This is a genomic window from Brenneria salicis ATCC 15712 = DSM 30166 (genome assembly GCF_003315515.1).
Taxonomy (GTDB): Bacteria; Pseudomonadota; Gammaproteobacteria; order Enterobacterales; family Enterobacteriaceae; genus Brenneria; species Brenneria salicis.
Map to the genome: position 1 here is coordinate 1 of NZ_QNRY01000033.1, position 14,726 is coordinate 14,726.

Consider the following 14,726-nt stretch of genomic DNA (forward strand, 5'->3'; position numbering starts at 1 on the left):
TTTTATGGATGGTTTTCTGCATCCGACGTCGTTCGGTACGGGGTATTGGTGCTATGATCGGCATCGCTCAGTCCGGTTGGTGATTTGTGATTTTTAGCGATTGATCAGATCGCTCAACTCGGACTGAGTTCCCTCAAAGTGATCTACTATTTGGAACAGCTATTTAGAGTGATTTAATGGTATTGATCCGATCAAGCAACGGCGGCTGCGCATCTTTATCAATCAGAACATCAATAACAGCAGGAGTGCCTTTCATGATGGCTGCACGTAATGAGGTTTCCAACTCGTCCGCCTGTGTGACCCTGACGCCATCTGCGCCCAACGCCGTGGCAAACAACGAAAAATCAACTTGGGGAATAACGCAGTCCAGCGGCGGGCGGTCTAACAGTCTCAATCCTTGCCGACACATATTGTATTCGCCATCGTTCATTATCAGCCAAATAGCCGGTAACTGATAACGAACAGCAGTGCTGATTTCATTATTCATCAGCATGGAACCATCGCCTATGATACCAAGAGTTGTTTTTCCTGACGCGCTCAGGCCCACGATCCCGCAAGCATAATGGGCCATAGTGCCTAGCGCGGTACCAACCCGGTAGCGGTTTGGTTTTTGAAAGTGTAAATATCTGTTGGTCCAAACAAAGGTATTTCCTGCGTCTGCGGCGATCAAACAGTCATGTTCTTCAATTGCTATCTTTTGAATAATCGCCATTATCTGCTGCGGGTGAACGACGCCCTCCTTAGACGATATCGGATCGTATTTTTCGGGTTCCTTTCCATTGCGGAGAATTGGCGTGTTATGATGAATAGCGATTTTTTTTACTTTATCATATACGCCTTGCAGGAAATGAGAAATTTCCGCATCAATAATAACGGCGTTGGGGGGAAGGTTTTTTTTGATATCCTCATTTCCCAGACCAATATAATAAACATCAACATTGGTCATCTGATTTTGAATATATGAAGAGCTTAATTCTCCCAGTTTTGAACCCAATATAATAATCGTCTTCAATGATGGATTGCTGAGCATATTTCCGATTTTTGAGCCATCGGAGCCTAATCCAGTGCTGCCGATATAAAGCGCATGATTTTCAGGGAAAATCCCTTTTCCCCTCGGTGTAGACATTACCGGTGTATTTGTTTCAACAGCAAGGCGGGTTAATATCTCCGCGGCATGAAGACAACCAAATCCATTCCAGAGAATAGCACCTCCTCCCGCCAGCGCATCCGCTATTTTCTGTTGTTGATTCTCAGCGTTATTGTTCTTTTCGTAAGATGCCGAAGCAGGTGTAATGCGTGCTATATTTATTCTATTATTTTCTTTTAAAATTTCTTTTTGAATATTGGTTGGTATAAAAATACCCAGCACATGACCATAAGAAGTAGTGACATTATTGATGGCGGCGATTGCTTCAATTAACTTTTCTTGTTTGTCAACAAAGATAACACTATCAAAAAAACCGCTGATGCCATCGCCAGCAAGGTCTTTGATATCTTGACGGGTAGTTTGTTGTAATCCCCATTTACCATTGTGTTCATCAACGGTGGTTGCTGAAATGAAAATCACTTTTCCACCATCTAACTTTGCCGTCCGCAATCCCGTCAAGGCATTGGTAATACCTGGCCCGGAGGTGGAAAAAGCGATTGCCGGGATATTTTTATATAAACTATACTCTGAGGCTGAAAAAACCGCTCCGCTTTCATGTCTGCAATGGATAACCTTGAGTGGTGACTCTGATAGTGCTTCCCACAAAGGAACAATAAACCCTCCTGAGACACCAAAAGCAACTTCAATACCTGCTTTTTTTAAACTATCGACTAATGCTTTTATAACCGTCAGTTGTTCTTCTTTGCTCATATGATTTTCCTCGCTAAAAATTCAATAGAGAGAGTTGTATTACTTTTTAGTTATTTGCGGGATGTAAATATTAATTTCAGATATATATTGTAATGTGTTTTTTTTAAAAAATCTAAAAGTATTGATTCTTTTGTAAAAGTTAATGTTTTTATTGATTTTTTAATTTAATTAAAATAGATTTCGTTAATAACTTATAGTTATTATTTTTGTGATCATAATATTCGTTATCAATTTAATCATCGATTATCGATGCTCTATGTCATAATTCTTTCTGATATTTTACTTTGTTTTTGAAATTCAATTTCAAATTCGCCAGTTCTCAGATGGAGTATTTTAAGGTAATGCATTGTTTCTAATGGCCAATAATATTATTTTTTTGCAGCCTTGTTATTAATTGTTTTATGTAAATATATATGTTGAAGCGAATTTCCATTGCATGCATCGCGTTGCTCATATTTAAATTTCCCCATATATTAAAATAACCTTCATATCTTGTGTATACCATGTCGTTAGGAAAGAGTTTATAACTAAAAAACCGCCCACCGAAAATATTCCACCTTGCCAACTTCCCCAAGCTAAATAACGCTATGGATATAATACAGCCCGTCAACCATGCCGAAGTAGTACATAAAGAAAACGGTGGTCAGAACCCCACTTCAATGTTCAGCGAAAGATAAGCGTCAGGCTCACTTGCCTCGCTGTGCTGGCTATCGTTTTGCCGAAAGCGCGATGAGGGCATAAACCAGCCGAAAATGGACTCCACTTCAATATTGTCGTCAGGTCGACAGCCAAACATTAACTCTACCGCTGAGCCAAGATGTTTGGTGGAAAGGCGATCGTATCGGGGGCTGAGTTCTGTGGAATCCTCGCCCAATGATGCCAGTTGATCTTGCCGGTAATCGTGATAGACCAAATCCAATGACGCTTCCGGCGCGAGGTTGATGCCAATGCCGCCCGTCAGGATATGGATGTTCGTCAGTTCAGGATTAAAGGTGCTGCCATAGATTTTATATTTAATGATCCCCCCGGAACGGGCTTCATTGGAATGCAATCCGGTTTGGCGATAGCCTTTATCAATGTTGTCGGCCTGATTACCATCGCCGCTGCCCCAGGCGTAGCCGAGCGTGATCCGCGGGCGTAGCGGCGTGCTATCAAAAATATAAGTGCCGCCCGCATCAACGGCATAGCCGCGTAAACGTTGGCTGGCTTCTCGCCCCTGCATGACGCCAAATTCAAACCAATGCTGTAACCCTTGTTTGGGGAACGCATGTGAGCGGATACCGGTATTGATTTGGCGATTGTTATCGGTGGTGATGTCGCGTTGTATCACGCTATAAAGGCCAAGACGCCAGTTATCGTCCAGATAATAGCGCGCCAGAATACCGCCGGTGTTTACCGGATCCTGTTTTGTTTTGCCGTCAAAAAGATCTTTCTGCCAATGATTAACGCGACCGGCGACGGCATCCACTTCAATATTTCCTTTGCTGAAGCGTGCATGAACGCCATCGAGATTTTCGTCAAACAGCCATTCGCGTTCATCGCGCATTAACCACCGGCCCAGACGTAACTCGGTATTCGGTATGATCTCATCGCTGATCTTCACATAAGCCTGATTCAGATTCAGGCTGGTGGTTTGCTGCTGCGCCTCGCGGGATTCGCGCTCAATTTTTTTTATCCATTCCAGTTCCGCCAGGCCGGAAAGCGGCGCATCTTTCATCATTTGTAAATGTAGTCGCAAAGCCGGTTCCAGTTCCGTGGCATTATCCTTTTTCTCCCCTTGCCTTAATTTTTTGTTGCGTTGGTGTTTTCCTTCCAGGATCAGACGAGGTTTTATGGTGACCCACTGTTTCCGTTCTTCCCGCTCTGCTTGGGTGGCCGCGCCAGACATAGCGGCCTGCGCGGTCAGTGGCAGCAGTGATAAAAAAGGAAAAATAAGACAATGACGTATCATAAATAATGCGATGATTGGCCTGATGAAGTACGAAGACGCGCTTCGCAGATATGCAACAATGCCTGCGTGGTCGGTGTTCGCTGGCTGAATTGAGTGCTTAGAAAGATGTGGCGGGCGAGAGATAGCGTGGTCAGCGCCTGAATTTCCGGCGCGGAGACGGTCGGCGAGTGGGCCAGAAAAGCCTGAATAAAAGCCGTTTCATGGACGCTCAATACCTGAATGTCGCCGAATTGACGCAATGCGAGTTCCTGAATATGCGCCAGGTAATTTCCCGCATCGATAGCAGGGCAGCCGATGCAGCATAGATCAAAATCGAGCAATACCACGTTATGCGGCGGCTTCGCATAAATCATGACCTGATCGGGATAAAAATCACGATGGATTGCGGTTGATGCCGAAGGGACGAGGGACGTCGCCAGCCGCTCGCACCCGTCCAGCACCTGCTTGATGCGCACCGCCCATTGAGGTCGCAAGATTGCCGCCTGGGTCAGGCATTGTCGCAGTACCGTCGCCTCATCGGATAAGGTCCACTGTTTATCCGATGATAATTCACGCAACGCCTGACTTCGGTGTAATGCCGCCAACGACGCGCCTACTTTCTCTCCCAATACCGGTAAATCATGGCTGGCCGGGCGCAGCAGTTCGGTGAGTAGCTGCGCGCTGACTTTACGCTGTAGCCATAAGTGTTCCGCTGCCATGATCGCCAACGGCTCCGGCACGGACACCGATGATGATGTGTCAAACCCGCTCTGCCATAAGGCGCGCTGTTTTGCAAAAGAGGCGTGATCCGCGCCTTTCGCCCGATATTTCCCCAAGACCGTCATCGGCGCGGTTTGCCCCGGCAACGCCCACTGATAGGCAATTAGCGCCCGCCGGCCGGGTTTGTGCCGGATAACCTCCGCGTTCAGCCATTGCGCGTCTTCAGGCAGCGACAGGGCCTGCCGCATAGGATTCGCGACATAGCTGGGATCCGTTAACGTCAGCAGCCGGTCGGCGGGGCGACGAATAGCCGATGTTTGCGCCTGTGCGATATAATGTGCCGCACGGCTTAACAGGGCTGCAATCTGTTCAGGCCAGCGGGGTGAGCGTTTGCGAAATGGTTCGGTCGCCAGACAGAGCAGCCTGGCTGCGACATACCAGGTTAAATGCGCTAAGGATTGTTGAATTTCAGGCGTTGCTTGCGCGGCGTAGCCCGATAAAAAGCAAGAAACGGCTTTATCCGCCTGAGCTTGTGTCACCGTTTGCTCAATCACCTGTAACTCAAGACGGGCCTGTAAAGTGGCGAGATCGAGCAGCGGCGAACCGCAGGCGGCATGATCCCAGTCTAAAAAGCACAGGCTCCGATCTGCGGCGTGAACGACCTGATCGAGCGAAAAATCGCCATGAATCAATGTCGTCGTGGATTCACATTGCGGCAATGCCTGAGCGATCCGTTGTGCTAACTGACGAAAAGGTGTTGCCTGCGCCGGAGAAATAAATGACAAGGTGTTCAGGACATTCTGCAAGGCCTGTATTTCATCCGTTATCGTGCGCCGGGCCTGCGGCGTTAATGCGGATTGATGTATTTTCGCCAGCGCCTCTCCCGTTGGGCCAAGTGCGTTCGGCTGCCATTGCGGGTGCTGCTCCGGGCAGAGGATGTCGCCCGCCTGCCACTGGGTAAGCAGCAATCGTTTTCCGGCATCATGGCCCAGTATGCGGGTATGCCCCATTGATGCGCTCAGCGTTGCGCCAGCCAGCATGCCGTCAAAAGCGCTGGGGTGACAGCAGCGTAATACCGCATAGTGTCCTTCCGGCGTGTCCAGCGCCGCGATAAAACGTCGCTCAGGTTTGTAGCGTAAAAGCCGCCAGGTGATCGCGGATGTTTGCGCGGGCGGTAACAGGCCGGACAACATATTGGTTGCCGATGATTGATAAAGTGGCCTGAGGTGGCTGATTACGGGATCATTCAGCGGGTGAAACAGTATCAGAGCGAACGCGGCGAGCGCGGTGGGCGCAAAGGGATCTTCCGTCTTCACCAGCTTTTGATAGCGCCGCCGCCGCCAGGTTTGCATAAAACGTTCCGTTGTCAGCGCATTGGCATAATAATGACAACACTCTCCCGCGGCGGAGACAAGCTCCAGCCCGGCCACGCAACTGGTTCGCGGTTTGTAACGTAAATAGGTAACGCTCAGGGCGCGCGTGTCGGCAAAACGTGGCAGACGGCGTAGCGTTCCCAACAGCGTTTCCGTGTCCAACAGCAATCTCAGACCGGGAAGCGCCGTATCGCTCTGCGTTATCGTGATGTCGGCATCCAGTAACATTACGCCATCCTTAATGATGATGTGCGGCCCATGCCTTGCAGATGCCATAATTCCGCATAGCGTCCGCGGCGGGCGAGTAATGCGTCATGGCTGCCTTGTTCAAGAACGCAGCCGTCCTCAACAAAGATGATTTTGTCCGTCAATGCCGCGAACGCGAGGTTATGGGTGATCAACAGGCTGATGCGATCCCGCATCAGTCGCACCAGCGCTTCAATCACCGCCTGTTCATTCTCACTGTCCAACCCGGTGCTGGGTTCGTCCAGAACCAGAATTGGGCTATTGCGGATCGCTGCGCGGGCAATGGAAAGACGTTTCTGCTGCCCCCCCGATAATGATTGGCCGCGTTCGCTTAAAATGGTGTCGTAACCCTGGGGCAGCGCGGTAATAAACTCATGGACGTTCGCCAGTTTCGCCGCGGCGATAATTTGCGCCTCAGTCACTTCGCCTGACGCGGCCAGCGCAATATTTTCACGAATAGAGATGCCGAACAGCAGGCTGTCCTGCGGTACAAAACCAATCTGCCGGCGCAGGCTCTCCAGCGTGTAATCCCGAATATTTCGTCCATTAATCATGATGCGCCCGTCATGAGGGTCATACAGCCGTAATAGCAGACGCGCAATGGTCGATTTCCCTACCCCGGAGACGCCGGTAATGGCGACGGATTCGCCCGCCAGTAATGAGAAAGTAATATGATCCAGTACCTGGTACTGCTGTTCGCCTTGTCCGTAGTGAAATCCCACCTGTTCAAAACGAATCTCATCGATCATGTTTTTCAGCGCAATCGCGTCGGGACGATTGCTGATATCGGGTTGCTGTTGAAAAAGGTCGACAATACGTTCCCCGGCGGCCAGCGCTTTGGATAAGCGGCCCGTATATTTTGCGTATTCCCGTATCGGCCGGAATGAATTCTTTAAATAAGAGAGGAAAATCACCAGTTCACCGACCGACATTTTGGCGTTCAGTACCGCCAGCGCGCCTTGCCACAACACCAGTGCGGCGGCGAACGCGATAATCAGATCCACGCTGCGTTCCAGACCGGCGGTTAAACGTTTGGAACGCACGTTTTGTTGCAGGCTGCTGGCGTCGTCGCGTTGGAGGCGTCGGATCGTTTCCGCTTCCAGAGAGAGCGCCTGTACGGTGCCGATAGCGCCCATGAATTCGGTGACCTTGGCCGCAAGAATACCCTCGCACTGACGTTGTCTGCGGCTGGTGTCATGGATTTTCTGGCCGGTGCGCCGGGTATGCCAGATGAGCCACGGCATCGGCAACATCGCGCACAGCGTCAGTTGCCAGTTGAGGTACAGCATGATGCCCAGCATTCCGCTCAGGATCAGGATATTCACCAGCATGGGCATCAGCGCGGTAATGGTGGTTTCACGCAGCATACTGATATCACTGGTTAAACGCATGGCGAGATCGCCCGTTTTCACCTTGTGATGAAAGGTCAGCGATAGACGCTGTAAATGTGCGAAAAGGTCACTGCGTACCGCGCTAAGTACGCGGCTTCCCGCCAGCGCCAACCCGGTTGTGCTGAGATAACTCATGGCGGCTTGCAGGGCGGCAATCAGGATCACACTGACAACGCTCATCAGTAACAGCGTTGATGTATCCCAGGAATCGAACCAGCGAGAACGGCTTTTGTCGGTGGATAAAATATGATCGATGACGAACGCCAATGGCCACGGCTCCAGCAAACGCATACCGGTTGACAACAGCATGGCCGCTAATGCGCCGCTGATGAGCGGATAATGAACCCGGATATAGGGCCAGAATTGACGCGAGACGGCGCGCCAGGCGCGCTGTTTCATGTTTGTCTCTCCGGTAAGACCAGATCGGCAAGGCGTAAAATTTGTTGTACAACCGCATCCCAACTCTGATTCTGTATGATGGATTGCCGCCCATTGGCACCTAGCTGACAACGCCAGCCGTAGTCGGCGACCAGGGTTTCCAGCGCCTGGCATAGCGCGCGAGGATTATCCGGCGCAACCAACAGACCGGTTTCCCCGGCAATCACAATCTGCTCCAGATGCCCGACCTGCGTGGTGATGACCGGTAATCCCGCCGCCATATATTCATAAATTTTGAGCGGAGAGAAATAGAAATCAGGCAGCGCGGGGTAGGGGGCGACGGCGATATCCATTTCCGCTAACCGGGCCGGAATATCCGCATGGGGCAATGCGCCGGTGAAATGAACCCTGACAGACAGCCCCAGCCGTTCAACCCTGTCGGACAGAGACCCATATTCCAGGCCGTCGCCGACGATCAACAGGCGCACCGGATTTCCCCGATGATGTAACAGTGCAAACGCGTCAATCAGCGTATCGACGCCATGCCAGGGTTTTAACGTCCCTAAAAAACCGATCACGGTGTCACGTTGTGAGTGATGTGTCTGGCGCTCCCGCCGGATGTTCATCGCCTGGCCGAAGCGCTGGGGATCAACGCCATTGGCGATGACATGAACTTTCTGCTGGGTTGACGGAAATTGCATTAAATAGGTTTTTATGCCGGGCGAAACCGCCACGATGCGATCAGCGTTGGTTAATACCGAGTGTAGAATGCGCAACGCCTGCGCCTCCAGCGGTAATGTCCGGTAGCGTTTTTGCTCGTCAATCAACGGCGCGTTGACTTCCAGTATTCCTTTGCATCCCGTCTGTCTGGCATAAGCCATCCCCGCGTCGCTCCACAGTGCGTAACGTTCATACACCGCATCGAAAGGTGGATAACTCGCCAAAGCCTGAAGCAGCGCGTCGTTCGCCGCCAGCGCCGCCTGAGCGCGTAGCTGGGCGGTGTCATCGGGCAACGCGGGCAAGCCGTGAAGAGGGATCGCCGCCAGATCCGCCGGCGGCTCCCCGCCGATGCGTTGTGCGAACAGGGTAATTTCCGCGCCTGCTTTCAGCAGACTGCGTAGTACTTCCTGGATGTGTATGGAGGCGCCTTTACAACCAAAAACAGGGATGCCCGGATCAGTACAGATATACGCGATTCGCATATGGCGATTCCTTTTGAGTCGCTATCAGTGAGCGTGTTTTACGCTGGCATGGAAAATGTCACGTAGCTGGCTGGCATTGCGGTTGATATCGTATTCAGCGCTGATCAGCGCCCGTGCGTTATGCGACAAACTGATGCGCTGCTCGTCATTTGCGAGCAGACTGGCGATCGCATCCGCTAATGCCTGTGGATCATGAGGCGGAATACACAATCCGGTTTTTTGGTTTATCACCACTTCAGGAATACCGGCAACGGTGGTTGAAATCACCGGCGTACCCAGCGCCATCGCTTCCAGTAAAACGGTAGGCAGACCATCGCGGTCGCCATCATCGCTGATCACGCTTGGAACGACCAACATCGCGGCCTGCTGCATCTCGGCAATGACTTCCGGCTGAGGTTTCGCGCCGGCCAGCGTCATATGATCATGCAGCTTTAAGGTGTCGATCTGCTGTTGCAGCGGGGCAAGCAAGTCGCCGTTGCCTATCAGGGTACAGTGAAAGTCCAGGCCGCGTTGTTTCAACAACGCCAACGCTTTAATCAGCACGTCGAACCCTTTTTTCCTGACTAATCGGCCTACCGCCAAAATTCTCCTGGTGTTCGCTACGGGAGGCGAATACGGGAATTGTTGCAGATCCACGCCGTTGTACAAACGCACCAGCCGATCGGCGCTGGCGCCATATTTTTCGCGTAAATAAGCGACGTTATAATCCGATACGGTAATGGCGCAAGCCGCATCGCGCAGCTTGATGTCCAGGTCGGTTGCCTCGTCATAGTGGTAGTAAATATCTTTGGCATGGGCGGTGAATGAATATGTCACGCCGCTGAATATCGCGGCTAAACGCGCAACCGTGGTGGCGAGCGTGCCGAAATGCGCATGCAGGTGTTGGATGCCGCGGGCGCGCACCGCCAACGCAAGTTTGATCGCTTGTGCGAACGAATGAGGAGATCCCCATTGCACCTCAATTAGCCGCTTGTCAAACTCAGGCAGTTGTTCGCGCGCGGTTTGCAGTAATTGCCAAAAGATTTCAGGATCGTACTGTCTGTCCTTATAACGTGTGACGGGGGCTTTTACGCGGGCAATACCGTCCTGAAAGTGGGGTTCACTCACCGGGCCCAAAGCAAAAATATCTACTTTCATCCCGGCGCGCTCATGCGCCAGGATCTCATTTACGACAAACGTTTCTGAAAATCGCGGGTAACGTTTCAATACGTAGCCGACATAGAGGGGTTGATTGGTTGAATGCATGTTACTGGCCATCATATTAAGCTTCCATTTTGGTGCGGAAAACGTCGGCGACCTGCATGGCCACCTGTTCTAATCCCTTAAAATTTAGTATGTCACGCGGGTTGGCGTAGTTCTGAGGTTGGGCCAGCCAGCGCTGAATAACCGCAGGGCTTAATGCTTCAGGCGCAAGACACGTCACCAGGTTGCGTTCAGCCAGTTTGGTTGCCCGTATCCACTGCTCCTGACGGGGGGCGACACGAGGAATGATCAGCGCCGTTTTCTCAAGCGCCAGTATTTCCATGACGGTGTTGTATCCGCCCATTGATACAATGCGTTCCGCCCGGCGCATCAATTCCAGCGGTTCCGGCACAAATGCCGCCATTGTCATGTCATCGCGTTGGTTAACCCATTGACGCAGTTGCTCTCGTTCTTCGGGCGGCATCATGGAGCCGGTAATCAGCATCCCGGTGCGTCCGGCGGGTAACCGGGCGTGGACGAATGCCTCCGCCAGCGCATAGCCGTCTTGCCCCCCTCCCAGCATGCACAACGCGTAGGGCGCGTCGATCGGGCAGGCGGCGGAAGTCGGGGTTATTCCCTGAAGCCGTTTGGCGGCATCCAGATAACCCATAAAGGTGACTTTCCGCGTCAGTTCCGCATCAAACCCATATTGCCGGGTGAGATCGTAAAAATCGGCATCGCCGTAAACCCACACCTGGGTGAAATAGTTGCGAATGGCGTCCATATTTCCCAGCTTTGCCCATTGGCGTTGCACGGCATCGGGATGATCGATGATATCCCGCAGGCCAAGCACCATTTCTGTCCCTTTGGCCGCCAGCACCGGCAAAATGGTATCGAGTTCCGACATCGCGCCGCGCGGCACATTATCCACCACCACCATATCGGGTTCGAATGCGCTCATGGCCGCATGAATTATGTCGGAACGCAGGCAGACCAGACGCTTGATATCTTTACCCAACGCCCTGGGCCGATAGTTTCCGTCAGGGGTTTTCAGGTAAGTCGGCAGCGTCACGATATCCGTTCCTTTTGGCAACGGAAATTGTGCGGCTTCACGTACGCCGGTAATTAACAGGATCTCGGCAGCGGGCAATAGGGTTAATACTGCCTGAGTCAGTAACATGTTTCTTCTTACGTGACCCAATCCCATTGTGTCATGCGAATAAAAAACCACCCTCGGATTACGATGTCGTTTTGCTTTCTGAGGCATAATATAGAATCCATATGGTGTTGAAGGTCATTATTCTTGAAAGCCTGAATACCCTCGTTTTCAAATCGCAGGCATATCAAGGGCTGAATGACAGGTATATTTTTCCGCGCTTCGTTTACGGTTACGTCATTTATTTTATTCAGTGTCAGGGAATTTATTTTTTAATACTTCTCTGGTGCTTAAAAGCTATCGGATGTATCCGATAAGCGCTCTTTTCCACACGCTATGAGTGGTTGTTAAATAGATTAAATAACCGGTTAGAATTTAAATCCATATTTGTCATAAAACAGAGGCGCTGTTCATGTTTTTACTAATTCATTCCATTTAGTAATTAAATTTAATTATAGCTTTGTAATTATTTTTTCAGAATTAATTGATATTAATATTTTCTATTTTCTGATTGGTTCGCCATGTTTATTCAACAGTAATACTTATATTTGGTAAGGGCTATTGGATGCGTCGCTATAATTAGAAGTCTATTTTTGGTAGGGGTCAAAAAATAATATTATTTTCCAATGTATTAGGATGAAATAAAAAGAGCCGATCATATCGGCCCGTTGAGACAGGCGGTTACGCCGTATGTGCCTGACTTAAATAAAGCCGTCGGCCCTGAGGGAGTCCAGCGTGACGCTGAATGCCTCATCCAGAATACCGACAACTTCGTCGATCACCTTTTGCGTCCAGATCAATGGCGGGGAAATAACAATAAGATGACCAATCGGACGGATAATCAAACCGCGTTTCTGGCATGAATCGGCGATGCGATAACCTGCTTTTGCCGCCGCGGGGAACAGGGCTTTGGTTTGGCGATTGGCGACGCTCTCGATTCCGACCATGAAGTGGCTGCCGCGGATATCGCCGACGATAGGATGGCGGGCAAGACGCCGCGTTAACGCTTCAATCAGGTACGGGCCAATTTCACGGACATGCTCACAAATCTTCTCGCGCTCGATAATCCCGATGTTGGCAAGCGCCGCCGCGCAACTGACCGGATGCCCTGAATAGGTATAACCGATACTCAACACCCCGCCTCTGGCTTGCGGCTGACTTATGACGGCATAGATCTTGTCGGAAATCAGAGTTGCCCCCAGAGGCGAGTAGCCTGATGTGAGGCCTTTGGCAATGTTGATGATGTCGGGTTTGACGCCGAACACGGCTTCCGATGCAAAGAAGTGTCCGAGACGGCCAAAAGCGGTGACGACCTCGTCCGAGATATAAAGCATGCCGTTCGCGTGGCAAACGTCCAGCATTCTTTTGTGGTAGCCGTCGGGAGCCACCAGAACGCCGCCGGCGCCCATGATCGGTTCGGCAATAAACGCCGCTATATTCTCCGCGCCAAGACGCTCGATCGTGGTCTGAAATTCCTGAACAAGGTGGTCGCAGTATTGCGCATCGCTCATTCCCTCTGGTTTACGATAGCAATTCGCTTCGCTGATATACACCACCAGGTCTTCCACGGTATCGAATCCCAGATTAATCCCTTCGGTTGCCGTCAGACTGGCGGACAGATACGTCGTGCCATGATAGGCGCTTTTGCGGGAAATGATTTTCTTTTTAGCCGGTTGCCCAAGCTGATTGAAATAGTAATGCACCAGCCGGATAGTGGTGTCATTGGCCGTCGAACCGCCGCAACTATAAAAAACATGATTGAGATCGCCGGGCGCCAGTTCAGCGAGTTTGGCTGCAAGCCGGGTCGCCGGAATATTGGTGAGATTATTGAACGATGAGTAGTACGCCATTTCTGTGGCTTGTTTGCTCATGGCCTCGCCGATTTCGCTGCGGCCATGACCGACATTGACGCACCATAAGCCACCTATGCCGTCGATAAAGCGATTGCCTTTATCGTCCTCGACAAAGGTGCCTTCACTTCTGGTCATTACATCGCTGCCTTTTTCTTTGAACTGACTGAAATCGGTAAACGGATGGATAAAATGCGCTTTGTCCAGCATGTGTAAGTTATTCGGTTCGGTGATGGGTAAGTTCGGTGACGACAGCGACATTGGATTTCTCCTTTAATTAGCCGGATAGCTCTCTGAACCGAGTCTACCGAAAGGCGCGGGAGAGGGCGTCCCTCTATGGTGGTATGGCTTGTCCGGCGTGATAACGGGATGAAAAATGCCGACAAATAACGTGAAAACGCCCCCTTTCAAGGCATTTTTGCCCCATTTAAAGGCATAACCCGATAACTTTGATTTTCAAAGTTCAGCCGGAAACCGGTTGGCCGAACACTTATCAGCAACCCGCATGCCAATAAAGCGGGTTATGCGCATTCAGGGTTTTCGATTATCGGGCGGTGGCGTGACGAACAAACTGCACAGTTGCAGTTCCGAATTGATGCCGAGTTTGGAATAGATATTCCTGCGGTGCACCTTCACCGTTTGATAGCTGATATCAAGATGACGCGCCAAGGCTTTTGTCCCTTTGCCGGAGATCATCAGATTGACGATCTCACGCTCTCTCCCCGTCAGAATGCTGTTGATTTTTTTATGGTTATCGTCGGGTTCGTAGTTGATGACCGCGGTGCCGTCACAATGTGAGCGGTAATACCGGGTGAGGATGCTTTTTACCACGCTGTATATATTTTCCAGCGCGGCCAGTTCCTTGCTGGTTGCCGTCCGCTTGCGCCAATCCATCGATAGCACGATGGCATCGCCGTTTAGCATGGGAAACAACACGTCAATTTCATCCTTCAGATTGAGATGACGGTAATATTTCCTGTAATAGCTTGAGCCGGCCAGAGAGCAGGTCTGATGATTGATTTGGACGATTTGCGCGCCATCGCGCAATTTTTCCAGCAGCGGATCTTCGAGACAGGCAAAAGGAAAATATTTGTCGAGATAAACCGCCTGCTGGCTGGCGGGAATATTGTGCGCCAGCACAAGCGGGAAATCACAATTCGCCCGGTATAACTTGATAATATAGGTTTCGTGATCAATGACGCCGTTAAGCATCCCGGAAAGTCGCTGCGGCAGGCTGGCGTCATCCGCATTTTCAAAGAGATCGGCAATATTTTCATGCCAGCGCAGGATATCGGGATGCATCAAAATAGTTGCCAGTTCCAAGCTCACTCTCCCATCGATAATTTGCCTCTGATGCCGGAGTCAAGCAAATTTCATACCTATTTCCGACCACCGATGGATATTAGGGAAAGCGGCACGAACCGCAAGCGCGACCTGCTG

Annotated in this window: 9 protein-coding genes; all 9 read right to left on the reverse strand. The window is 50.8% G+C overall.

The features are described 5' to 3' along the window. Positions 1 to 163: 163 nt before the first annotated feature. The 9 genes from DES54_RS13320 to DES54_RS13365 all read right to left on the reverse strand — a co-directional run bounded on the left by DES54_RS13320 (position 164) and on the right by DES54_RS13365 (position 14,609). Positions 164 to 1,858, reverse strand: coding sequence for a thiamine pyrophosphate-binding protein (locus tag DES54_RS13320; protein ID WP_113868167.1), 1,695 nt, complete (start codon positions 1,856 to 1,858; stop codon positions 164 to 166). 643 nt (positions 1,859 to 2,501) lie between these two features. Continuing rightward, the gene (locus tag DES54_RS13325) at positions 2,502 to 3,746 is read right to left on the reverse strand and encodes an alginate export family protein (protein ID WP_169050407.1); all 1,245 of its coding nucleotides are present in this window, start codon (positions 3,744 to 3,746) and stop codon (positions 2,502 to 2,504) included. 59 nt (positions 3,747 to 3,805) lie between these two features. Continuing rightward, positions 3,806 to 6,109, reverse strand: coding sequence for an aminoglycoside phosphotransferase family protein (locus DES54_RS13330; RefSeq protein WP_169050408.1), 2,304 nt, complete (start codon positions 6,107 to 6,109; stop codon positions 3,806 to 3,808). Next, a complete protein-coding gene (locus DES54_RS13335) occupies positions 6,109 to 7,917 on the reverse strand; it encodes an ABC transporter ATP-binding protein (protein ID WP_113868174.1) in 1,809 nt (602 codons plus the stop codon). Before DES54_RS13335 ends, DES54_RS13330 begins: the two co-directional genes overlap by 1 nt. Beyond that, the gene (locus DES54_RS13340) at positions 7,914 to 9,098 is read right to left on the reverse strand and encodes a glycosyltransferase family 4 protein (RefSeq protein WP_113868177.1); all 1,185 of its coding nucleotides are present in this window, start codon (positions 9,096 to 9,098) and stop codon (positions 7,914 to 7,916) included. Before DES54_RS13340 ends, DES54_RS13335 begins: the two co-directional genes overlap by 4 nt. 24 nt (positions 9,099 to 9,122) lie before the next feature. Beyond that, positions 9,123 to 10,358, reverse strand: a complete 1,236-nt coding sequence (locus tag DES54_RS13345; RefSeq protein ID WP_240635014.1) for a glycosyltransferase family 4 protein — start codon at positions 10,356 to 10,358, stop codon at positions 9,123 to 9,125. A 1-nt stretch (position 10,359) separates the two neighbouring features. Beyond that, positions 10,360 to 11,460 (reverse strand): glycosyltransferase family protein, encoded by a 1,101-nt coding sequence (locus DES54_RS13350; protein ID WP_205680223.1) that lies wholly within the window; start codon positions 11,458 to 11,460, stop codon positions 10,360 to 10,362. Between the two features lie 677 nt (positions 11,461 to 12,137). After that, complete coding sequence (locus DES54_RS13360; RefSeq protein ID WP_113868180.1) at positions 12,138 to 13,547, reverse strand: aminotransferase; 1,410 nt, start codon at positions 13,545 to 13,547, stop codon at positions 12,138 to 12,140. 270 nt (positions 13,548 to 13,817) lie between these two features. Further along, the gene (locus DES54_RS13365; protein ID WP_147247302.1) at positions 13,818 to 14,609 is read right to left on the reverse strand and encodes a response regulator transcription factor; all 792 of its coding nucleotides are present in this window, start codon (positions 14,607 to 14,609) and stop codon (positions 13,818 to 13,820) included. Positions 14,610 to 14,726 lie beyond the last annotated feature (117 nt).